General features: G+C 70.2%; 17 protein-coding genes. 2 read left to right on the top strand and 15 right to left on the bottom strand.

From position 1 onward, the window contains the following. Positions 1-44: 44 nt before the first annotated feature. Positions 45-1,181, top strand: a complete 1,137-nt coding sequence (locus tag G6N16_RS14690; protein ID WP_083029958.1) for an LLM class flavin-dependent oxidoreductase — start codon at positions 45-47, stop codon at positions 1,179-1,181. 24 nt (positions 1,182-1,205) lie between these two features. After that, positions 1,206-2,381, top strand: coding sequence for a precorrin-3B synthase (gene cobG, locus G6N16_RS14695; protein ID WP_083029957.1), 1,176 nt, complete (start codon positions 1,206-1,208; stop codon positions 2,379-2,381). Here the strand turns inward: cobG and G6N16_RS14700 are convergent. From G6N16_RS14700 to G6N16_RS14770, 15 genes are all read right to left on the bottom strand, one after another. Next, a complete protein-coding gene (locus tag G6N16_RS14700; RefSeq protein WP_163787703.1) occupies positions 2,369-2,515 on the bottom strand; it encodes a hypothetical protein in 147 nt (48 codons plus the stop codon). The genes cobG and G6N16_RS14700 overlap by 13 nt on opposite strands. Positions 2,516-2,917: 402 nt before the next feature. Further along, positions 2,918-4,384 carry a glutamate synthase subunit beta gene (locus tag G6N16_RS14705; protein ID WP_083029956.1) on the bottom strand — a complete coding sequence of 489 codons (1,467 nt, stop codon included), beginning with the start codon at positions 4,382-4,384 and terminating at the stop codon, positions 2,918-2,920. Then, positions 4,377-8,984, bottom strand: coding sequence for a glutamate synthase large subunit (gltB, locus tag G6N16_RS14710; protein ID WP_083029955.1), 4,608 nt, complete (start codon positions 8,982-8,984; stop codon positions 4,377-4,379). The genes G6N16_RS14705 and gltB overlap by 8 nt, the downstream gene beginning before the upstream one ends. A 363-nt stretch (positions 8,985-9,347) precedes the next feature. Further along, complete coding sequence (locus G6N16_RS14715; protein WP_083029954.1) at positions 9,348-10,412, bottom strand: hypothetical protein; 1,065 nt, start codon at positions 10,410-10,412, stop codon at positions 9,348-9,350. A 131-nt stretch (positions 10,413-10,543) separates the two neighbouring features. Further along, positions 10,544-12,373, bottom strand: coding sequence for a type VII secretion AAA-ATPase EccA (eccA, locus tag G6N16_RS14720; RefSeq protein WP_083030003.1), 1,830 nt, complete (start codon positions 12,371-12,373; stop codon positions 10,544-10,546). Between the two features lie 47 nt (positions 12,374-12,420). Then, positions 12,421-13,908: a type VII secretion protein EccE gene (gene eccE / locus G6N16_RS14725; RefSeq protein ID WP_083029953.1), complete on the bottom strand. Its 1,488-nt coding sequence runs from the start codon at positions 13,906-13,908 to the stop codon at positions 12,421-12,423. Then, positions 13,905-15,596, bottom strand: a complete 1,692-nt coding sequence (mycP, locus tag G6N16_RS14730) for a type VII secretion-associated serine protease mycosin (RefSeq protein ID WP_083029952.1) — start codon at positions 15,594-15,596, stop codon at positions 13,905-13,907. The genes eccE and mycP overlap by 4 nt, the downstream gene beginning before the upstream one ends. Next, positions 15,578-17,095 (bottom strand): type VII secretion integral membrane protein EccD, encoded by a 1,518-nt coding sequence (gene eccD, locus G6N16_RS14735; RefSeq protein WP_083029951.1) that lies wholly within the window; start codon positions 17,093-17,095, stop codon positions 15,578-15,580. The genes mycP and eccD overlap by 19 nt, the downstream gene beginning before the upstream one ends. Then, a complete protein-coding gene (locus G6N16_RS14740) occupies positions 17,095-18,072 on the bottom strand; it encodes a MinD/ParA family ATP-binding protein (protein ID WP_110810779.1) in 978 nt (325 codons plus the stop codon). Before G6N16_RS14740 ends, eccD begins: the two co-directional genes overlap by 1 nt. Before the next feature lie 5 nt (positions 18,073-18,077). Beyond that, complete coding sequence (locus tag G6N16_RS14745) at positions 18,078-18,902, bottom strand: ESX secretion-associated protein EspG (RefSeq protein ID WP_083029950.1); 825 nt, start codon at positions 18,900-18,902, stop codon at positions 18,078-18,080. Positions 18,903-18,919: 17 nt separating this feature from the next. Further along, a complete protein-coding gene (locus tag G6N16_RS14750; protein WP_110810772.1) occupies positions 18,920-19,207 on the bottom strand; it encodes a WXG100 family type VII secretion target in 288 nt (95 codons plus the stop codon). A gap of 38 nt (positions 19,208-19,245) precedes the next feature. Then, positions 19,246-19,572: a hypothetical protein gene (locus G6N16_RS14755; protein ID WP_083029949.1), complete on the bottom strand. Its 327-nt coding sequence runs from the start codon at positions 19,570-19,572 to the stop codon at positions 19,246-19,248. Between the two features lie 216 nt (positions 19,573-19,788). Beyond that, positions 19,789-20,997, bottom strand: coding sequence for a PPE domain-containing protein (locus G6N16_RS14760; protein WP_163787894.1), 1,209 nt, complete (start codon positions 20,995-20,997; stop codon positions 19,789-19,791). Beyond that, positions 20,997-21,320 carry a PE domain-containing protein gene (locus G6N16_RS14765; protein WP_083029947.1) on the bottom strand — a complete coding sequence of 108 codons (324 nt, stop codon included), beginning with the start codon at positions 21,318-21,320 and terminating at the stop codon, positions 20,997-20,999. The genes G6N16_RS14760 and G6N16_RS14765 overlap by 1 nt, the downstream gene beginning before the upstream one ends. A gap of 132 nt (positions 21,321-21,452) precedes the next feature. Then, complete coding sequence (locus G6N16_RS14770; RefSeq protein ID WP_083030000.1) at positions 21,453-22,667, bottom strand: oxygenase MpaB family protein; 1,215 nt, start codon at positions 22,665-22,667, stop codon at positions 21,453-21,455. Between the last annotated feature and the right edge of the window lie 23 nt (positions 22,668-22,690).

The raw sequence follows: 22,690 nt of genomic DNA on the forward strand, positions 1-22,690 counted from the left end.
CCACACTCGATCGAGCGGCCGGCGCCAGCGACGATGGAGGGGCCATGAAGGTCGGGATCGGCATCAATCTGGTCAACACCCGCTTCGGCCCGGGATTCGTCGCGCAGGCCGGTCTGCGGACGGCCCAGGCCACCGGATGTGACTCCCTGTGGGTCTCTGATCACCTGAATTCGCTGCTGCCGCGGGCGATCATGACACCCGCCCACACCGGAGTCGCACGCATCGCGCCGGACGTCGACGCCTGCCCGGAACCGTGGACGGTGCTGGGGGCGCTGGCGGCCGGAAGCAGGTTCCGCCGCATCCGGCTGGCCACCGGTGTCACCGACGCGAGCCGGCGCCATCCCGCGGTGACCGCGCAGGCCGCCGCCACGCTGCACCTGATGACCCGGGGTCGCGCCATTCTGGGCATCGGCACCGGGGAGATGGAGGGCAACGCGCCCTACGGGGTGGACTGGTCGCGACCGGTGGCCCGGTTCATCGAGGCGCTGGCGACCATTCGGGCGCTGTGGGATTCCGGTGGCGAGCTGGTGACCCGGGATTCGGAGTGGTTCCCGCTGCGCGACGCCTCCTTCACCCTGCCGCCGTACCAGGGCGGATGGCCCCAGATTTGGGTTGCCGCACACGGGCCGCGGATGTTGCGTGCCACCGGCCGCTACGCCGACGCCTGGCTTCCGGGGTTCCTGTTCACCCCGCACCTCTACGCTGACGGGCTGGAGCAGGTGCGGGCGGCCGCGGACGACGCCGGTCGGGACCCGGCCGGCATCGTCGCCGCGAACTGGTTCTTCGTGGTGACGGGACGCTCGCGCGGTGAGGTGGACGACGTCTTGAACAGCACGGTAGCCAGGGCGTTCGCGCTCACCGCGTCCGCCGCGGACTGGGCGCGGCACGGGACCCGGCATCCGATGGGCGACGACTTCGCCGGGGCCAACGAGATTCTGCCCCAGCTGCTGGACGAGGCCACGGTGCTGGAATACACCCGCGTGGTCCCGGAATCGCTGCTGCGGGAGACGATCCTGGCCGGCACTTCCGACGAGATCCTGGACCAGCTCGCCGAGTGGCGCCATCACGGACTGGGCTATGGCGTGTTCACCGACATCAGCATGGCCGGCCCGAGCTTGCGCCGCGGTCTGGCGGCGGGGCTGCCGTTCGCCAGGATCCTGCGAGGCGCCCGGCGCCTGTAATCGCCGTCGGCCTACCCTGGACGCGTGGCGCGCACCCGCTCCGACGACGCCTGCCCGGGCACGCGGCAGTTGCACACCGCGGCCGACGGGGCGCTGGCCCGGGTCCGGCTGCCCGGTGGCCTGCTCACCCACGAGCAGTTGCACGCACTGGCCCTGACATCCGCCGAGTTCGGCTCCGGCACATTGGAACTGACCGCGCGAGCGAGTCTGCAGATCCGCGGCATCGCCGTCGAAAACGAGACCGAGGTGGTCGCCGCCGTGGGGGCCGCCGGACTGCTGCCCTCGGCGACGCACGAGCGGGTGCGCAATATCGTCGCCTCACCGCTGTCCGGGCGATCGGGCGGCTTGCGCGACGTCCACCCGTTGGTCGCCGAGTTGGACGCAGCGATCTGTGCGGATCCGGTGCTGGCCGGTCTGCCCGGTCGGTTTCTGTTCGCCCTGGACGACGGGCGCGGCGACGTGGCCGGCCTCGGCGCCGATGTCGCACTGCGGATGTGCGACGACGGCAACGCCGCCCTGCTACTCGCCGGTGCCGACACCGGGGTGCGACTGGCCGCCGATGCGGGGCTGCCGGCGCTGGTCGAGGTCGCCCGACGGTTCGTCGCGGTCCGCGGAACGGCTTGGCGGATCGCCGAACTCGACGATCCGGGTCTGCTACTGGACGGGTTCGCGGTGACCGCGCCAGCCGGTGAACGGGCTGCGGTGAGCGCCCGCGGGCCGGTCGGCTGGATCACCCAGGATGTCCCCGCGGACCAGGTGAGCCTGGCCGCCGCGGTGCCGCTGGGCGTGCTGCCGGCGCGGACCGCGGAGTTCCTGGCGGCGATCGAATCCCCCCTGGTGGTGACGCCGTGGCGATCGATACTGGTTTGCGACCTCGACGAGGGGGTGGCCGACACCGCGTTGCGGGTGCTGGCGCCCATGGGGCTGGTGTTCGACGACGGGTCGCGCTGGGTTTCGGTCAGTGCCTGTACCGGATTGCCCGGGTGCGCGAAGTCCCGGGCGGACGTGCGCGCCGATGCCGCCGCCGCGGTGGCCGGTGGGCCGATTCATCTGGATGCGGCCGAGGACATCACGCTGGAGGGGCTGGCCGGGGGTGGTCACCTTCACTTCGCCGGCTGCGAGCGGGCGTGCGGGAATCCGCACGTCGGCGACCTACTGGTCGCCGAGAACGGCGGCTATCAGCGAGTTCAGACGCCGTAGCGCAGCAGTTCGGCCTGGGTGATCAGCCGCTCGTGCTTGGCCGGGAACTCCCGGCTCTTCATCGGGTGGCGGAAGTAGGACCAGGCGATCCGCCCCACCCGCGACTGGGTAAACGGGTTGATTTGCACTGCCATCACTCCTGCGGTCGAGAATATTTGCTGACCCGAGGGCTCAGCGTACCGCAGTACCCTCGCGCAATCATTAGAACGCCGCGATTCGGCAAACCACCGTAGGCGCGCCGAGTAAATTTCCAATGTTACTGATGTGACGGGTGTGACTCAATCTTAAGAAGCGGGATGATATATCGGCTGGGATTCGAGCAGGCCGCGCGCCATTTCCACAGGAATCTCATGAATTACCCAGAGTCCACGGCGAAGTTTCTGGCAAACACTCCGTAGCCCAGCTACCAAGCCCGGACCGTGTTGAGGCTCACACTATCGACCAATGTCACGCGCGGTTTTCGGGTTGCCGTGGGCCCTCCGTCGTTCGACGACGGCCGCCTCCGGGGCAACCCGGAGACGGCCGTCGTCGAACAGTCAGCGCTGCGGCGCCGCCGTCGGCTTGATCGGCGCCGGAAGCGCCGTCTCCCCCATCAGGAACCGGTCGACCGCCGCCGCGGCGGCGCGGCCCTCGGCGATCGCCCAGACGATAAGCGACTGCCCGCGGCCCATGTCGCCGGCCACGAACACCCCGGGCTCCGACGTCTGAAAGGCGTCGTCCCGGTACACGTTCCCGCGGTCGGTGAGCTCGACGCCCAGCTCGCTCAACAGCCCCTCGCGCTCCGGGCCGACGAAGCCCATCGCCAGGAACACGATGTCGGCGGGCAGTTCGAAGTCCGAGCCCTCGACCTTCTCGAACCGGCCGCCCTTCATCTCGACCTCGTGCACCTTGAGCGCGGTGACGTGGCCGTCGGCGCCGACGAACTCCTCGGTGTTGACCGAGAACACCCGCTCGCCGCCCTCCTCGTGCGCCGAGGACACCCGGAACATCAGCGGGTAGGTCGGCCACGGGGTGGACGCGGCCCGGGTCTCCGGCGGCCGGGGCATGATCTCGAACTGGTGCACGCTGGCCGCACCCTGGCGGTGGCTGGTACCCAGACAGTCCGCGCCGGTGTCGCCGCCGCCGATGATGACCACCTTCTTACCCTTGGCGGTGATCGGCGGCTCGCCATCGGGGCCCAGCACGTCGTCGCCGAGCTGAACCCGGTTGGCCCAGGGCAGGAACTCCATGGCCTGGTGAATGCCGTCGAGCTCGCGGCCCGGAATCGGCAGGTCCCGCCACGCGGTGGCACCACCGGCCAGCACGACGGCGTCGAAGTCCTCGCGCAACTGCTCGACGGTGAGGTCCACGCCCACGTTGACCCCGGTGCGGAACTCGGTGCCCTCGGCGGCCATCTGCTCCAGCCGCCTGTCGATGTGGCGCTTTTCCATCTTGAATTCCGGGATGCCGTAGCGCAGCAGGCCACCGATGCGGTCGGCGCGCTCGAACACCGTCACCGTGTGTCCCGCCCGGGTCAGCTGCTGGGCCGCGGCCAGCCCGGCCGGTCCGGAGCCGACGACGGCGACCTTCTTCCCGGTGTGCACGTCAGGGGGCAGCGGCACGATCCAGCCCTCGGCCCAGGCGTTGTCGACGAGCTCGACCTCAACCTGCTTGATGGTGACCGGATCCTGGTTGATGCCGAGCACGCACGACGCCTCACACGGCGCGGGGCACAGCCGCCCGGTGAACTCCGGGAAGTTGTTGGTGGCGTGCAGGCGTTCGATGCCGTCGCGCCAGCGACTCCGGAACACCAGGTCGTTCCACTCCGGGATCAGATTCCCCAGCGGACAGCCATTGTGGCAGAACGGGATACCGCAGTCCATACAGCGCGACGCCTGCACCGCCAGAGTGTCGTGGTCGAACTCCTGATAGACCTCTTTCCAGTCTTTCAGACGCAGGTCGACGGGCCGGCGGACCGGCAGTTCGCGGTGGGTGTGCTTGAGGAAGCCACTTGGATCACCCACGAGCGGCCGCCATGATCACGTCGCTCAGCTCGGTCTCGGTCAGTCCCGAGTCCGCCGCTTCGGCGATCGCCGCCATTACCCGTTTGTAGTCGCGTGGCATCACCTTGACGAACTTCCTCTGCTCGGTGTCCCAGTCGGCCAGCACGCGCCGGCCGACAGCGGAATCGGTGGCCTCCACATGCGCGGAGATGATCTGCGCCAACCAATCGGCGTCCTCGCCGTCGATGGCCTCGAGCTCGACCATCTCACCGTTGAGGTTGGTCTCCAATGCGTTTTCCGGGTCATAGACGAACGCCACCCCGCCGGACATGCCGGCGGCGAAGTTGCGCCCGGTGCGGCCCAGGATGACCACCCGGCCGCCGGTCATGTACTCGCAGCCGTGGTCACCGACGCCCTCCACAACCGCGGTGGCACCGGAGTTGCGCACCGCGAACCGCTCGCCCACCACACCGCGCAGGAAGGCCTGGCCGCTGGTGGCGCCGAACAGGATCACGTTGCCGCCGATGATGTTGTCCTCGGCGACGTAGTCCGCCGGCGCCCGCAGCGACGGCCGCACCACGATCCGGCCGCCGGACAGGCCCTTGCCGACGTAGTCGTTGGCGTCGCCGTGCACCCGCAGCGTGATGCCGCGCGGCACGAATGCCCCGAAGCTGTTGCCGGCCGACCCGGTGAAGGTCAGGTCGATGGTCCCGTCGGGCAGGCCCTGCTCACCGTATGCCTTGGTGACCTCGTGGCCGAGCATGGTGCCGACGGTGCGGTTGACGTTGCTGATGGCGTGCTCCACCTGCACCGGGGTGCCCGAGTCCAGGGCGGCCCGGCAGGCCACGATCAGCTGCTGGTCCAGCGCCTTGTCCAGGCCGTGGTCCTGCTTGGAGGTGCAGTACAGGTCCTGGTTCATGAACGCCGACTCCGGCTCGTGCAGCACCGCCGACAGGTCGAGTTTGTAGGCCTTCCAGTACTGGCGGGCGCGCACCGTGTCGAGCATGCCGACCTGGCCGATCGCCTCGTTGAGGGTACGGAAACCCAACTGCGCCAGCAGCTCCCGGACTTCCTCGGCCAGGAACAGGAAGAAGTTCTCGACGAACTCCGGCTTGCCGGTGAACCGCTCGCGCAGCACGGGGTTCTGGGTGGCCACACCCACCGGGCAGGTGTCGAGGTGGCAGACCCGCATCATGATGCAGCCCGACACCACCAGCGGCGCGGTGGCGAAGCCGTATTCCTCGGCGCCCAGCAGCGCCGCGATCATCACGTCGCGGCCGGTCTTGAGCTGACCGTCGACCTGCACCACGATCCGGTCCCGAAGCCCGTTGAGCAGCAACGTCTGCTGGGTTTCGGCCAGCCCGAGCTCCCACGGGGCCCCGGCGTGCTTCTGCGAGGTCAGCGGGGTGGCGCCGGTGCCGCCGTCGTGCCCGGAGATCAGCACGACGTCGGCGTGCGCCTTGGACACGCCCGCGGCGACGGTGCCGACGCCGTTCTCGCTGACCAGCTTGACGTGTACGCGGGCCTCGGGATTGGCGTTCTTCAGGTCGTGGATCAGCTGCGCCAGATCCTCGATCGAGTAGATGTCGTGGTGCGGCGGCGGGGAGATCAGCCCGACCCCCGGGGTGGAGTGCCGGACCTCGGCCACCCACGGGTACACCTTGTGCCCCGGAAGCTGGCCGCCTTCACCGGGTTTGGCGCCCTGGGCCATCTTGATCTGGATATCGCTGCAGTTGGTCAGGTAGTTGCTGGTGACACCGAAGCGCGCCGAGGCCACCTGCTTGATGGCACTGCGGCGCCAGTCGCCGTTGGCATCCGGGGTGAAGCGGTCCACCGACTCGCCGCCCTCACCCGAATTCGACCGTCCGCCAAGGCGGTTCATCGCGATCGCCAGGGTCTCGTGGGCCTCGGCGGAGATCGAGCCGTAGCTCATCGCGCCGGTGGAGAAGCGTTTGACGATCTCCGCGGCTGGCTCCACCTCCTCGATCGGGACCGGCGGGCGCACACCTTCTTTGAAGGTCAGCAGGCCGCGCAGCGAGTGCATCTTCTCGCTCTGATCGTTGACCAGCGCGGTGTACTCCTTGAACACCTCGTACTGGCCGGTGCGGGTGGAGTGCTGCAGCTTGAACACGGTGTCCGGGTTGAACAGGTGGTACTCACCCTCGCGGCGCCACTGGTACTCACCGCCCACCTCGAGTTCCCGGTGGGCGCGCTCGTCGGGCCGGTCCAGGAACGCCAGCGAGTGCCGCAACGCCACGTCGGCGGCGATCTCGTCCAGGCCGATGCCGCCGGTCGGGCACGCCAGACCGGTGAAGTACTCGTCGAGGAGCCGGCGGCTGATGCCGATCGGCTGGAACAGCTGGGCGCCGGTGTAGGACGCCAGGGTGGAGATGCCCATCTTGGACATCACCTTCAGCACGCCCTTGCCGGCGGCCTTGACGTAGTTGTCCTTGGCCTTGTCGCTGGAGAGCCCCTCGATGAGGCCGCGGTCGATGAGGTCCTCGATCGACTCGAAGGCCATGTACGGGTTGATCGCGGCGGCGCCGAAGCCGATCAGCAGGGCCATGTGGTGCACCTCGCGGGCGTCACCGGACTCCACCACTAGACCGACCTGGGTGCGGCTGCCCTCGCGGACCAGGTGGTGGTGCACGGCGGCCGTCGACAGCAACGACGGGATCGGGGCCAGCCACTCGTTGGACTCCCGGTCGGACAAGACGATCAGCCGGGCGCCGTTGCGGATGGCCTGCGACACCCGCTTGCGGACGTCTTCGAGCGCCTTGCGCAACCCCGGGCCGCCGTCGGCGACCGGGTAGAGGCACTGGATCACCGCCGCACGCAGGTTGTGCCTGCGGCCACGGATCTCGTGGTCCGGGTCGACGTTGACCAGCTTGGCCAAATCGGCGTTGCGCAGGATGGGCTGCGGCAGCACGATCTGGCGACAGGAGTTCTCGTCGGGGTTGAGCAGGTCGCCCTCGGGGCCGATGACGGCCTGCAGGCTGGTGACGACCTCCTCGCGGATGGCGTCCAGCGGCGGGTTGGTGACCTGGGCGAACAGCTGCTGGAAGTAGTCGAACAGCATCCGCGGCCGCTGGGACAGCACGGCGATCGGGGTGTCGGTGCCCATCGAGCCCAGCGCCTCGGCCCCGCTGCGGGCCATCGGCGCGACCAGCAGGTTCACCTCTTCGTAGGTGTAGCCGAAGATCTGCTGGCGGGCCACCACGCGGTGGTGCGGCATCTTGACGTAATTGCCCTGCGGCAGTTCGTCGAGGTGGAACAGCCCGTCGTCGAGCCACTGGGCGTACGGCTCGGCGGCGGCGAGTTCGGCCTTGATCTCGGCGTCGGAGACGATCCGGCCCTGGGCGGTGTCGACCAGGAACATCTTGCCCGGCTGCAGCCGCAGCCGCTTGACGACGGTGGCCGGGTCCAGGTCCAGCACGCCGACCTCCGAGGCCATCACGACCAGCCCGTCGTCGGTGACCCAGACGCGCGACGGGCGCAGTCCGTTGCGGTCGAGCACGGCGCCGACGACGGTGCCGTCGGTGAAGCACACCGAGGCCGGGCCGTCCCACGGCTCCATCAGGGAGGCGTGGTAGCGGTAGAACGCCCGCAGCGCGGGGTCCATCGACTCGTTGCGCTCCCAGGCCTCCGGGATCATCATCAGCACCGCGTGGGCGATGCTGCGGCCACCCAGGTGCAGTAGTTCCAGCACCTCGTCGAACCGGGCGGTGTCCGAGGCGCCCGGGGTGCAGACCGGGAAGATCTTGTTGAGGTCGTTGTGGTAGCCGAAGACGTCGGTGTGGATGAGCGCCTCGCGGGCCTTCATCCAGTTCTCGTTGCCGTTGACGGTGTTGATCTCACCGTTGTGCGCGACCCGGCGGAACGGGTGGGCCAGCGGCCAGGACGGGAAGGTGTTGGTGGAAAACCGCGAGTGCACGATGCCCAGCGCGCTTTCCATCCGGTCGTCCTGCAGGTCGAGGTAGAACTCGCGCAGCTGCGGGGTGGTCAGCATGCCCTTGTAGACGAACGTCGCACCAGAAAGGCTCGGGAAGTACACGGTCTCCCGGCCGGGGCCGTCCTGGCCGGGGCCCTTGGTGCCGAGTTCGTGTTCGGCCCGCTTGCGGATGACGTAGGCGCGGCGCTCGAGTTCCATTCCGGAGGCGCCGCCGAGGAAGATCTGCCGGAACACCGGCATGGCGTCACGGGCGAGTGCCCCCAGCAGCGAATCGTCGGTGGGGACATCGCGCCAGCCGAGCACCTCCAGGCCCTCGGCCTCGACGATCTTCTCGACGGCCGCGCACGCGGCGGTCGCCTCACGCTCGGACTGCGGCAGGAAGGCGATGCCGGTGGCGTAGCTTCCGGCCTCGGGCAGCTCGATGGGGTTTTCCTGCTCGAGGCAGGCCTCGCGGAAGAACCGGTCGGGGACCTGGATCAGGATGCCCGCGCCGTCGCCGGTGTTGGGTTCGGCGCCGGCGGCTCCGCGGTGTTCCAGGTTGAGCAGGGCGGTGATCGCCTTGTCGACGATGTCGCGGCTGCGGCGGCCGTGCATATCGACGACCATCGCGACGCCGCACGAATCGTGCTCGTACGCGGGGTTGTAGAGGCCTACGCTGCTCGGCGGCATAACCACCTGACCCTTCGCTAGGTCCGGGGTCGTCCGGCGGCGCTGCGGTGCGCCGCCCGTCGTCCTCGGATGAGGGGGTGGCGCGGATGCGTCCCCCGGTCTCCAGATGTGGTCGACGACGCCTCGTTGCGCCGCACACTGTCGGGGGCGGGCTGCGCCCCACGACCGTTCGTGTCCCCGGGGCCCGCCATGCAGCGCTGGACGGCGGCCCGTTTCGATTGGGTCACAAGAATCAGTAAAACGATAAAGCAACACCGGCCCGGCGCGCCAATTTCGGGAGGAAAAACCCTCTCGATGGCGCGGTCCGGGCCGCTATCCGCCCCGTGAGCCGCCTCCCCACGGCTCCGGGGCGGGTCTGAGTGGTTACTTACCGCCGGATTCGGCGGCGCGGTGCTTGCCTACGGAGTGCCGCGGCGACGACGGCTTGCCGTCGCCTGCCTGGCGGGAGTGGTCGCCCAGCGAGAAGTGCCGGCCGGCGCCCTTGCCGGCCTCCTGACCTGCGCCCTTGCCCGTTTCCTTGACGGTCTCATTGCCTGCCAGGCTCTGGGTGCGGGCGGACTTGCTGGGCAGGAACGTCTTGGTGACGTTGCTCAGTGCCTGGCTCGGGGTCTGGGCCTTCGCGTTCAGGGCGCTGATGCCGGAGCCGGGGGTGATGGCCCCCGAGGTTGCGACCACGTTCGTCTTGTTTGCCGGGCCGGCCGGGACGGGATCGTAGGTCTTGGAGTCGATGGTCACGCCCAGGGCCGACGCGAGGTTGGTCTCGATGCCGTGGTTGAGGTTGGTCACCGCGGTGACCAGGCTGCCGAACCGCACGGTGGAGGTCGCGCCGCCGGGATTGACCTGGGTCGCCACCAGCTTGGAGATACCCAGCGGCGTCTCCAGGGCGTCCTTGATGTCCTGGTAAACCTTGACGTTGTCCCCCGCGCTGACGTCGGTGACGAACTTGGAGAGCTTCTGCGGGGAGGCCGCCAGGGCGTTCCAGGTCGCAGTGGCAACATCGTCGGAACCGTGAATCAACGCCGCGGCCGGATTATCGCCCGAAATGGGGGTCTTGGTGGTGAACGAGGCCGCGGCGGTCTTGAGCCCGGCTGAAAGCGACTGCAACGCGGCGGTCACCTGGGGCTGATCGCCCAGCACCGGGCCGAGAGCCCACGCGGGGGCGTCGGCGATGGCACCCAGCTGGTCGGCCAGGGTCTGCTGGTCACCGAAGGCGACGGAATAGCCGATCACCCCGATCACCACCGGTGACGACACCAGCGCCTGGCCGACGCGCTCGGCGGAGGTGAGCAAACCGGAGCTGTCGGCCGCCAGCTGGATCGCGGTGGCCGAACGCAGCACCTCGGGGGCCTGGACCTGCGCGTGGGTAACCGCCAAGGCGGGGGCGGCCACGACGGCGGTGGCGCTCAGCGCGGCCAGGCCTGCGTTCACTCGATTTTGGACGCGCTGACTCATGACGAAATCTCCCCTGGTGGCTGTTACCGGATTCGGCAGCTACCGAATCGGCGGGCGTGACGCTACGGGAACGCCTGCCGCATGAGCAGAATTGAGTTCAACGCGAGTCAAAACAGCGGGTGAACAGCTGGCGCCAGGCGCACCGGGACGTGTTTCTCCTCACAGCACTCCCCCACGGCCGCGGCGATATCGGCGCCGGTCACCGTCTGCAGGTCGGTGACGGTCACCGATCCGCGGCCCGCGCGGTGCTGGGCCGCCACCCGGGTGTCGCGCAGCCGCTCGGCGCGTTCCAGCACGTTGCGGGCGAACCGCCCGTTCTGCATGACGTCGATACCGTGGCTGCCGTCGGGCGCGCGGTAGCCGGCCAGCTCACAGCAGGCGCCGTTCAGCACATCCCGGGCATCCGGTGCCAGGATCGTCGCCCGCGGCGCTCCGTAGCGCTCCGCGATCTCCACCAGTTCCTCCGGTGAGTACGACGCGAACCTCAGCTTCCGGTTGAACCGGCCGGCCAAACCCGGGTTGACGGTGAGGAATTCGTCCACCTCACGCTCGTAGCCCGCGCCGATGAAGCAGAAGTCGAACCGGTGGGTCTCCAGTGCGATCAGCAGCTGGTTGACCGCTTCCATGCCGATCATGTCCGGGCGACCGTCGTGGTGCCGCTCGACCAGTGAGTAGAACTCGTCCATGAACAGGATCCGGCCGAGTGATCGGGCGATCAGTTCGTTGGTCTTGGGCCCGGATGCCCCGATGTGCTCACCGCAGAAGTCCGCGCGACGGACCTCGATGATCTCCGGGTGCTCGACGATGCCCAGGCCGGCATAGATCATGCCGAGTGCCGCTGCGGTGGTGGTCTTTCCGGTGCCCGGCGGGCCGACCAGCAGCATGTGGTTGGTCTGGCCGGCCACCGGAAGTCCGTGCGCCAGCCGCAGTGCGCGGACCTCGATCTGGTCCTCCAGCTCGGCGACGGCCCGTTTGACCTCGTCCAGGCCGACCTGATCGGCCAGCAGCGCGCGGCCGCTCGCCAACATCTCGGCGCGCTGGGCCTCGTCGGCGGCCACCTGCCGATCGGCGGCGGTGCACTCGGTGGCCGGATCCCAATGGTCGGTGCGGGTGTCGATGGTGTCGGCGTCGGTGACGACGAGCTGCAACTGCGGGTCGGCCAGCGCGTCCCGGGCTGCCGGCAGCAGCGCACCGTTGATGCACGCCTTCGACAGCGCAGTCTGGGCCCGGTTCTCCTCACCGAGCTGCCGATGCGCCATACCCCGGACGTAGGCGAGATCGGCTGCCAGTAAAGGGAATTCATTCGGGTCGATGATGGCGTTCAATGCATCGCCGCCCCCCGGTGCCGCCCCGGCGTTCACGCCGTCGCCGAGGTGACCACGGAAGTGCACGCGGTCGGCCCAGTCCAGCGCCACCCGGGCCTGTCCCAGGTGCGCGGCCGCGTGGGCGGCGAGGGTATTGGTGGCGGCGGTGACCGCGGCCATCACGATCGCCTGCGACGGCAACTCGGTGGTGGCGGCGGTGAGCACGTCGGGCCAGCGGGCGGTGGCGAACATCAGGTGGGCCAACACGTGCTGGCGCCATTGATGGTTCTCCCAGCAGTCCAGCAGCGCGGGGTCGTCCAACAGGACGCGGGCCGATTCGAACCGGCACGCGTCGACGTAGGCGGTGGCCAGCGCGAGCCCCGCGTGCGAGGCCTCGGTCACGGTGATCGCCAAGTACGGCCCGGCCTTGATGCGGGCGGCCAGCCGGGCACCGATCCGGTTGGTCTCCCGGTGCAGCCGATCGCCGCAGGCGTGCAGTGCGATCAACGTGTCCAGGGAGTCGTCACCGGCAGCGATCCGGCCGAGCCACGCGTCGGCCATCTGCGGGTCGATCGCGGTGGCCGCACCGAACCGGGCCCACGCCGCGGCGGCATCATCGTCGAGCAAGGCCATCGCCCGGTCGAATTCGCGGCGGGCCGCGGCGGTTTCGGCCACGGCGGTCACGACGGATCACCCGGAGACGTCTGTGCGTAGCGGTTTTCGGCCCGGAACAACTCCATCTCGACCGGATACACCCGTCCCCCGGTGCGGATCTCGACACGCCCCGGGCCGGTCTGTGCGACCACGATGTGGGCGTCCCCCGGCCCGGCCCGGCCCAGCCTGGCCACGGCGGCCGGACGCGGGGTGGGAGTGACCGACCCGTCGACGACGCTGAGCGTGCTGTCCGGTGCCGGGCGGGCACCGTCGGTGACGACGATGCCGGGCATCCGTAGGCCCGCCCAGCGCAACTCGTCGCGGCTGTGCACGGTGACCCGTTCCCCGGCCCCGGCCGCGCGGATGATGAGCCGCTTGGCCAACTCGTCGTCGACGTCGAGGAGCACCCGGGTGTATTCGCCCGGGTCGACCAGCGGCAACGCCAGCCGGTTCCCGGCCCCGGAGCGGCCGATGAGCACGCCGGACGGTCCGATCGGAATGGGCAACGACGGCGGCACCGGGCCGGCACGCAGCCCACCGAGCCGCAGGGTGGGCCCGCATCCGCAGGCGGCCACCGCGTCGGCCTGCTCGCCGGGCAGCCCGGTCAGCCGCACGCTCGGCGGGGAGTTGAGGCGCTGGTTGGTGCGGACCGTGACGGTGGCGGTCATGGTGGCGTCGGGGTACAGGGTGAGGTTCTGGGTAAGCCCGTCGACGCGCAACGTCCAGGCCGCCGCCAGGCTGGCCGCGGTGATGTCGGCGGGGCGATAGCCGTAGCTGCTCAGCCAGCCCGCGTCGGTGCGCACCGACCGCCACCGACGTTCGCGCAGCGGGGTACCGAGGTGCCGTTCCAGCTCGGCGATGTCCGCACAGCCGGCCACCCGCGCCCGGACACCCGATTCGCGCAGTGCCGCGACCACCCGCTGCGCGGCCGCGAGCACCGCACTGCCCGCGGAGATGCGGTGTTGCAGCGCTTGTGCGTTCGGTAGCTCAGCTACGCGCAGGATGAGCCAGGTCTGCCGGGTCCCGGCGTAGGGCGGGGTACCGATCAGGGTGTCGTAGACCCGCGGGTAATCCCCCACCGGACGCCGGCGCGCGCCGGTGCTGATCACGCTCATCGACTCCAGCTCCAGTCCCAGGCTCTGGTGCAGCAACGGCATCAGGGTGGCCACATCGAGCACGTCCTCGGTGACCGCGGCTGTCGAACCGGTGAACAGGGTCGGGCGGTGACGTCGCCCCAGAACCTGCACGGCGGCGACGACAGTGCCGGCCACCTGCCGTACCCCGCCGCCGGCCCGATCGTTGGCGGCGGTCACCGGGTCGGGCCAGGCCGGCGTCCGGTCGCGGCGCCGCCACAGCGCCAGCCAGGCCCACAGCGGCCGACCCCACCACGGGATCACCGCAGCCACGACGGCGGCGGCGCCCCCGATTCCGGCGCCCGGCAGCCCGCCGACCGTCCACCCGGCCAGGGCGGCCAGCTGCACCGCAATCAGTTCGGCCAATCGGATCGGCGTCACGGCAGTGTCCTGCGGGCGCGACCGACGAGCACCGCGATCCCCGCCCCCATCACGACGGTGACGGCGAAAACCAGTGCCGCATTGCGGGCGCGGGTGTCGCGCGGGGGTGTCGGCGCTGGTGGGGCGAGTACCCGCGTGTGGCTCTCCGGGGCCAGCCGGGGACCCGGGGCCACGTCGAACGTCAGCGCCGCCACCGGGTCGACGACCCCGTAGCCGACGGCGTTGTCCACGCCGTGCGCAGGGTTGTGTGCGGTCTGCCGGATCCGGTGGATGACCTGGTGCGCGCTGAGTTGCGGGTATTTCGCCCGGACCAGGGCGGCGACACCACTGACGTAGGCGGCCGAGAAACTGGTACCCCAGAACGGCATATTGCGTTCGCCGGTGCGCCCCGGTGGCAGCGCGTTCACCGGTCCTCCGGTGTGCGGTGACAGCCCGAGCACTCCGACTCCGGGTGCGGCGACCGCCACCCACGGCCCGGACAGGCTGGCCGGCAACGGCGCTCCAGTGTTGTCGACGGCGGCCACCGACAGCACGTAGTCGGAGAACCAGGACGGTGAGGACACGGTTTTCACACCCGCCCAGTTGCGCGGATCGTCGATGTTCAGCGGGTCGGCGAGTGGGTTCTGTTCGCAGCCCTCCTCGCCCTCGTTACCGGCCGCGGCCACGATGACGGCGTCGCGGATGGTGGCCGCGTACCACAGCGCTGCGCCCAGGGTCCGTTGGTCGAGGGGGTCGGCGGCCGGCATGCACGAGGTGACGCTGAGGTTGATGACCTTCGCACCGAGGTCGGCAGCATGGACAACGGCGCGCGCCAGGGTGCTCAGGGTCCCGGCCTTGCGCAACTGATCGGTGTTGTCGGAACGGGCATTGACGGCGGTGAACGCCCGCGAAGTCTGCCGCACGGAGATCAACACCGCGTGCGGTGCCACCCCGACGACCCCGTCGGGCGCTCCCGGTGCCGGTCCGGGCACCGCGGGAACCTCCGGTGCCGAGGGGTCGGCCGGGCCGTTTGCGGGCACGTCGGTCGGGGGTTCGGCGTCCGAGAGCAGCTCCGGCGGGTGTGCCGGTGGCGGCGGCGTGGCGGTTTTCGTCTCGGTCACGGTGACCGGCACCGGTGGCGGGTCCGGTGGCCGGGCCGGGGGTTGACCGGCCAGCGGGGCCGGGCCGGCGGTGAGCGGCGAGATCGCCGGCGCATCGAATGCCGGGCCGGGTGGGCGTCGCGGCGGCAACGGCGTGCCCTGGGGTGCCGCGGCGATGATCGACGCGACGATGGTGCCGTGCGAATCGCAGTCCGACAGTCCGTCGGCGCCCATGACGTAGTCGCCGCCGGGGATCACCGGCAGACGCGGACTCGGGTTGACGCCGGTGTCGATGACGGCGACCGGGACGCCGGTGCCCGTCGAGTAACGCCAGGCTTCTGCGATGTTGAGCGTGGTGAACCCGGGGGCGGTGGTGCCGGCGTCGGGTTCGGCGACGGTGATCGGCTCGGCGCAGCGGTTGGATTGCCGCATCGGTTCCTCGGGTCCGGGCTGCTGGTCGGCGGGTACCTGGGCGGGATCGACCGCCGGAGCCGGGATCGCCTGAGCCACAACGATGTTTGCTCCGAGCGCCAGTAGCAGCGTCGCCGCCAGCGCCGCGGCGCGAGGTGCCCGGTCGGATCGAGCCGGGGTCAGCGCATCCGCACCCATGCGAACAGCCCTCCGATCCAGGCCGCCAGCGGCAGCGCGATCACTATGGCGACCAGCTCGGCCCACTCGGCCGCCATCCGGACCAGCGGGGTGAACCGGGTGGCCGGCACCAGCAGCGCGGCGATCAGCACCAAGGCGCCGAAGCCCGTCAACGCCGCGGCGGCGCAGATCAGCGCCGAACCCAAGTCAGCCGGGGCCGCCCACAGATAGCGGGACACTCCGGCACAGACGGCGACGATCACCCCGCCCAGCAGCGCGGCGCTCTGCTTGCGGTCGGCGAAGTTACGGGCCCGGATGGCGAAGATGACCAGGAACAAGCCGGCCAGCCAGGCCGCGGCGGTCGCCCTGGGCCGACCGGGCATCAACGTCAGCCAGACCGCCGGCGGCAGTGCGACGGCGATCGCGGCGCAAAGCCCGGTCAGCACCGCGTTGCCACGGCGGGCGGCCGCGGCGATGTCGGCGCCGCGCGCGGTGGTGTCGGAGTTCGGCTCGGCGTCGGTGCCCCGCTCATCGACCGGTGCGACGGCGTCGGCGGGCAGTCCGTCGGCCCGGTGGAACAGGTCGCGGCCGGTGATCGAGCCGAAATGGGGCGGCCGGATCCGGGCCGCGCGCAGCGCGATGGTGGGGGCCAGGGTCACCGCCAACAGCAATGCGATCAGCCCGATCATGCCCAGCCACTGCGCCGGCATCGGTCGCCACATCCGCAGCGCCGCGGCGCCGTCGAGCAGCGTGCACAGGCTCACCAGGGTGGCGGTGACGGCGGTTGCCGCCGGATCCGGCCGGCCGCGCAGCGCGCCGACCCCGACCACGGCGACGGCGGCGGTCAGTGCGCCGATGAACACGTGCGGCGCCCCGAGGGGTCCCGGCGCGGCGGTTGCCGCCGCCACCGCCAGTGCCGGTACCGCCGCCGCCCCGAACCCGGTTCGCAGCTCGGTGCGTCGCGGCCACCACCGCCGGACGACGACGGCCGCGAGCAATGCCGCCACGCCGGGCGCACCGGTCACCAGGGTGGTCAGTACGGAGTCATCGGTCAGTCGGTGCCGGATGCCGGCGGCCAGCAACGTCGCCGTCGCTGCCAGCAACGCAACCAGTGCCAGGTGCACGGCGGTCCGGGCGGTCATCGGGGTGAACAGTGCCCTACCCGTCCGGGCCAGACCGGTCGACAGCGACTCGCACTGCGGCTCGAATGGATCGCCGGCGCCCGTCGGTGCCAGCATCAACGCCTCCCCGTCCTCCACCCCGAGCTCGTCGAAGGACTTCTCGGGTTCCAGGCGGGTTCCGTTGACGCGCAGGAACTCATAGCCGGTGCCGGTCTGCAGTCCGGTGCCGCCCCGGCGGCGAAGTTCCTCGTCGAGCAGTTCCACCGCGTTGTCCAGGAACGCCTCGATGGGCACGGCGGCCGGATACACCTGGGAGATCAGTTGGTCGCCACAGATCACCGCCACCGCGCAGCGGGCGGGCAGTCTGACCGTCGGGCCCGCCTGGACCGCGGACGCCATCACCGCGGCCTGCCGGCGTCCGGGGTGTATTTGTCGGCCAGGGTCGCGGTGATCTCGGTCAGTCGCAGCCGGGTGCGCCGGGCTGCCTCGTGTTCGACATCGATGATGCCGCCCTTGGCCAGATGCGGGTCATACGGGAGGAATTCGACACTGGCTCCGCATTGGGCGAAGCGTTCGGTGAGGTATCCGCGGGCCGCGGGGTCGTCGCGGGCATGCGCGTCGTTGAGGATGACCATGCTGCGGGATACCAGGTCGTGGTGGCCCATCGCGCGCAGCAGGTCCACCGAACGGGTCACCGGCAGCGAGGAATCCGGGGTCAGACCGGAGACGAAGACCAGGGTGTCGGTGGCCTCCAGCACCGATTCCATCACCGGGTGCTCCAGGTCGTCGCAGGTGTCCACCACGATCACCGTGTGCGTGCGCCGCAGCCGTGACAGCACTCCGGAGAACATCTCCGGTGTCAGTGGGCGCGACTGGTCCGATGACCGGTTGCCGGCGAGTACGTCGAGGCCGATATCGTTCTGCCCCAGGTATTCTCGGATGTCGGCGTAGCCCTGCACGTCCGTGTCGGCGAGCACCGCCGCGTAGTCGCCGGGTGGGTTCTCGTCAATGCGTCCGGCGAGCGTGCCGAATCCCGGGACGGCGTCGACGGCGACGACGTTCTCCGGTCGGGCACCGCGGAAGACCGCGCCGATGGCCGCGGTGACGGTGGATTTGCCGACCCCGCCCTTGCCGGAGACCACCGTGATGACGTACTGCTTGCGGATGTGACGCCGGATCCGCTCGCAGAGTTCCCGGTAGTGGCGCTCGGCGCGGGACTCCCCGAGGTTCAGGCCGGTGAAGGTGGCGGTGTAGACCGCGCGGCGCCAGCCCGAGCCCGGCGGTATCTTGCGTGGCGCCACCATGTCCGAGATCCGCAGTGAGCCCGATACCGACTCCCCTTCGCAGACGGCCGTTCGGCCGACAGTGTCCCCCATCGTGCTCACACCACCTTCCGGTAGGAATACCAATCCGATTCGGCCGGCAACCGGCCCAGCATCGCGCCCACCGCGGCCATGATCGCCCGGGAGGTGCCCGGGCCCGCGATCAGCCACCGCCGGCCCGCGCGAACGACGACCTCCGCGACGATCCGGCCCTCGGGGGTGTCGAGCACGGTGACCGCACCCGCTTCCACCACCGCTCGCGCCCCGCCGTCGACACCGGACTGCACGGCGACCACCCCCGCCTGGGCGGACTTCTCCGGGTCACCGGCCAGCGAGAGCAGCCGGATCTGTTCACCGTCGAGACCTTGCGATCTCAGCAGGGCCCGCATCGCCGTCGTGTCACGCACGCCGGCCACCGCTTCGGCGGGCAGCGTCACCGGTTTCAGCGGGGCCGGTTCGGCGCGTCCGCACAGCCGGTCGATTTGCTCGCCGATCAGCGCGGTCGCACCGAGCAGGGTGGTCGAGGTGCCGGCCGGTCCGATCCGCACAAGGTCGTCGCAGCGTTCCAACACCACCCACCACTGGGCGAACCGGGCCAGCAGCACCCGCGCGGGCGGTCCCGGCGCGGGGGTTACCACGTTGACCACCAGGGCGATATCGCGGCGTTCCGCCACGGTCAGCCATTCCGCCACCGGCGGGTCCACCCTCCCGGCGTCGTCGATCAAGCCGCAGCGGCGCAGCTCCTCGGCGATCGGCAGCCCCAGCGCGGATTCCCGGGTTTCGGCGCGCGGAAGATGCGGGCGCAGGCCCAGTTCGGGGCCGAGCACCTCAATGCCGGTGAGTACCTGAAGTACCCACAGGCCGTCGATGGTGGTGGTCAGCACCCGCCGGACCCGCTCGGTCAGCCGAAGAAATTGGCGACGGTCTGATCGGTGATGGCGGCGCTGTCGCACACGGTCTGCACGGCACCGCCGTGGTTGCCGACCGTCTCGGCGAGGTGTTTGAGCGCGCGCAGCAGCTCCTGCTGGTGTAGGAAGAAACCGTCGGCGCCGATGCCCTGGAAATCGGCGACCAGGGCGTTGGTCTTGGCTTCGACGTCACCGCTGATGTCGGCCAGTCCGACGCCGTGCTGCACCGTCTGCCCCGCCGCGTCCAGGATGGTCGGCAGCGCGTAGGTGATCTTGTCCATGTTCGGGTCTCCTTGTCAGAGAGGGGATTCGCCGGGTCTCAGAACGGCGTCGGACTGGTGGCGTTGAGTACCTGGCAGATCTTGTTGGCCGCGTCGGCCTCGTTCTGCTCGACGAAGTCGGCGGTCTTGGCCAGCCCGTTCGCCAGGAAGATGCCGTGCTGGACGGCGCGCTGCAGATCACTTTCGATGGAGATCGCCGCGTTGGTGGAGGTGTTCTGGGTGAGGCCCTGGAACACTCCGGGTGCGGCGATGTTCTGGTGGGTGGCCAGGTATTGGGTGGCGACCGCGCCGGCGGTCTCCAGCGCGGACATGATGGAGTTGCGGGCCTCGCGCAACTGGGTGGGCGGAACGTCGAATGTCGTCATGGTGGTCTCCCTGGCGGTAGCGGACTCCGGATGGGTTCCGATCTGACTGTGAGCGTAGGCCGATTCGATGATTCGTCACTTCGGCCTCGACGGGAGCTGTGGATAACCTGCCGGTGTCCACAGGCTGGAAGTGGTTTGGGCACAGCGGATCCCCGGGCATCGTTGCGATGCCCTCGGTCTGGCTGACGGTCTAGTCGATGTCCGCCATCGGCAGCCTCAGTCCCGGGTCGCCGGCGAACCGGCGACCACCTTCACTCGGCTGATGTCTTCTGCCCTGCCGGATCCCGCCCCGACCCGGCCCAACATTCCCGGCGCCATCGGCATGGCGGCACCGCCGGTGGCGACCCGCGCCTCGGCGGCGTTGAGTGCCCCGGCGGTGCGCCACCCGGTCGGCCGGCCGCCCGATTCCGGGGCGAAGTTCGACGACGGCCGGGTGTAGCTGGTCAGCCCGACGGCCGCGCCGCGGGCCGGGCCGGAACCGGCGGTCGGGCCCAGGCCGGCGGACACCGGGACCCCGCCCGTGGCGCGAACCGGTTCGGCCGTCCGCGGCACCGCCTCGTCGGCCAACTCCGGGGCCAACGCGGTTTCCCCTCGCCCGAACGATCCGAACATCCCGGGCAGCGCCTGGAACGCACCGAAGGCGGTCTGCCCCAGTTGCATCGGTATTCCGGTGACGGTTTGCATCAGCTGCGAGCCCACCTGGCCGACCTGCTGGGTGACGCCGGAGACCTGCCCGATCACCGAGTCCATCCCCTGGGCCGGACCACCCGCGGCCTCCCCGGCCAGGCCCGCGGCCGCCTTCGACGCCTGCATGGCGGTACCGGCGGCGCCCGTCGCGGTCGCCTCGGCGACCGCGGCACCGGCCTCCGCCGGCGCCGCCGGGGAAGCGCCCATCGCCGTGATCGGCGGCGGGACGGCCAGCGCCGGGATCAGCGCCATCAGGGCGGCCGAGTACCCGGTTCCCACCCCGGCGTTGTTGGGCCACATGCCCCCGAAGTACTCCACGTCCTTTTCGATGATCTGCGGTGTCAGCATTCCCAGTGCAGGAATATTGGCTGCGCACAACGCTTCCCATTGGACGCGGTTTCCCTCGCACAGCGCCGCCGGGATCATCGTCGAGGTGGCCGTCAGGTAGGCGTTGATGGCGGTGGCGAACACCGGCGGTTTCTCCATCAACCACGCCGAGAGCAGGTGCAAGGTGGTGTTGAGCATCGTCTGGGTCAGCTGCGACCCGATTCCGGCGACGCCGACGAACTCCGGTGCCAATGCCGCCGCGTTGCCCATCGACACTCCGGCGGCGGTTTCGCAGCCGGCGAGTTCCATGGCGTAACCCACGGCCGCGGCCGCGGTGGTGCCGACTCCGGCGCCTGCCCGGAGGATGAAGTCGTTCACCTCCGGTGGGCGGGCCGCCCAGAAGTCGGTCATCAGCCGAGGACGGAGCCCACGCTGGTCGCCAGCCGTCGCAGCGACTCGGTCGTCTCGAAGGTCACTCCGGCCAGCCCTTGGGCACCGGCGAACAGACCTCGCTGGGCCGTGTGTTCAGCGGCCGCGCCGAGATAGGAGGCACCGGTGGCGTTGCAGGCAGCGGCGAAGGCCGCCGAGACTGGATCGGCGCCCATCGGCAGGACGCTGATCAGCGTCGCGGCGCCGCCGGCGGTGACTGCTCCGAGTTCCGCGGTGATGGCCGCTTCGACCGCGGCCGACAGGCCGACACCTTCCGGTGAGACGTTGAGAAGTGGCTCGCCCATTGGATTTCTCCTCCCCCACTCCACAATTCGCGATCGACGGCGCGTGCGGATCGTTAGAGCATAGGCCCGTTCCGGGCGGCTGGAAAGGGATAGTTGCGGAGGAAAATAAACTTTCTGCGAAACGGCTGTGAGTCAGCGCCGAAGCTCCCGGCCGGCGTCGAAACGCTCCTCTTCCTGGCCGAGATACCAAGCGTGCCAACGCTGCCAGCGTCGCATCGAGGATTCCTGCCAGTGCCGGTCCAGCTCCGGGGAGAACCGCCGGGCGAGCTCAACGGCGGCGATCAGCGGTGCGCGGCCGACGAGCAGCCCCGCCCCGGGCAGGCCGCTGGGTAGTGCGTAGTGCCGCCGGTTCCACGGCAGCATGAACAGGCGCGTGTAGCCGGCCTGCAACTGCAGGTGAAACCGTGCCCGCAGCCGGTCGGAGGTGCGGGCACCCGCCGGCGGGGTGAAGGACGGGACGAACGCCTCGACCAACTCCGGTCCCAGCGGTCCGGAGTCGTGCTTGCGGGTGGCGTCGAAGTAATACAGCAGCCGCAGCCCGTCGGCGACGGTCTCGGGGTACATCTCGTCGACCCGGCAGCCGACCAGGTGCCCGAGGTACCGGTTGAAGTGCAGTACCGCCCGCATCTCGGCCGGCGAGGTCAAGAATCCCAGTGCGAACAGTCCGAAGGCCGGCCCGACGCTGCCGCCGAGCAGGGTCAGCATCATCTCGGACTGACTGATCGGCAGGCCGTGGACCTCGGCGTCCCACTCCGGGTGTTCGGCCACCCGGGCGCGCACCGAGACGTGCATGACCCGGACCTTCAGCGATACCTCGCGGGCCTTGGACCCGGGCGTCAGCACGGCGCCGGGTTGGCAGACCTCCAGCCACCAGCGGGTGGTCTCCAGATAGCGGTGCAGCGCGCTCTTGCCCGCATAGCCGCCCGACAGCGACAGCGGGATCGCCAGGGATCCCTCGGTGTAGGTGTCCATGGTCCCGGCATTGCCGACCGCGCCGAGGCTGTAGCCCCAGCGCCGCCACACCGCCGCGCCTTCCTCGAGCAGCTCGGGGTCGACCCAGTCCGGGATGGTTTCGAATTCGGCGAACAGCTCGCGCATGGAGTCCGGGGCGTCGGCCACGTTGTCGATGCCGACCGCCAGCGCCTCGTCGAGCAGCTCGCGGGCCCGGTCGGGTCCCATCTCGCCGTGGTAGGTCTGTGCGACGAATCGTTCGGCGACGGGGTCGCCGGCGGTGTGGCCGGCGAGAAACGCTGCGGCCACCTCGTCAGAGGGCAGCAGGTCGAAACCCGTCACCTGCTTGACGCGGTCACGCAGCCGCTGGTGCGCTGGGTCAACGGTCAACTCCACGTCGGCCTCCGTCCCGATGGACA

This window comes from Mycolicibacterium insubricum, assembly GCF_010731615.1.
Lineage (GTDB): Bacteria > Actinomycetota > Actinomycetes > Mycobacteriales > Mycobacteriaceae > Mycobacterium > Mycobacterium insubricum.

Bases quoted from the DNA above. Each gene is read 5' to 3' on its own strand.
- G6N16_RS14690 (WP_083029958.1), top strand. From the start codon at position 45: ATGAAGGTCGGGATCGGCATCAATCTGGTCAACACCCGCTTCGGCCCG.
- G6N16_RS14700 (WP_163787703.1), bottom strand. From the start codon at position 2,515: ATGGCAGTGCAAATCAACCCGTTTACCCAGTCGCGGGTGGGGCGGATC.
- gltB (WP_083029955.1), bottom strand. From the start codon at position 8,984: ATGCCGCCGAGCAGCGTAGGCCTCTACAACCCCGCGTACGAGCACGAT.
- eccA (WP_083030003.1), bottom strand. From the start codon at position 12,373: ATGGCCTTGCTCGACGATGATGCCGCCGCGGCGTGGGCCCGGTTCGGT.
- mycP (WP_083029952.1), bottom strand. From the start codon at position 15,596: ATGGGTGCGGATGCGCTGACCCCGGCTCGATCCGACCGGGCACCTCGC.
- eccD (WP_083029951.1), bottom strand. From the start codon at position 17,095: ATGGCGTCCGCGGTCCAGGCGGGCCCGACGGTCAGACTGCCCGCCCGC.
- G6N16_RS14740 (WP_110810779.1), bottom strand. From the start codon at position 18,072: ATGGGGGACACTGTCGGCCGAACGGCCGTCTGCGAAGGGGAGTCGGTA.
- G6N16_RS14750 (WP_110810772.1), bottom strand. From the start codon at position 19,207: ATGGACAAGATCACCTACGCGCTGCCGACCATCCTGGACGCGGCGGGG.
- G6N16_RS14755 (WP_083029949.1), bottom strand. From the start codon at position 19,572: ATGACGACATTCGACGTTCCGCCCACCCAGTTGCGCGAGGCCCGCAAC.
- G6N16_RS14760 (WP_163787894.1), bottom strand. From the start codon at position 20,997: ATGACCGACTTCTGGGCGGCCCGCCCACCGGAGGTGAACGACTTCATC.
- G6N16_RS14765 (WP_083029947.1), bottom strand. From the start codon at position 21,320: ATGGGCGAGCCACTTCTCAACGTCTCACCGGAAGGTGTCGGCCTGTCG.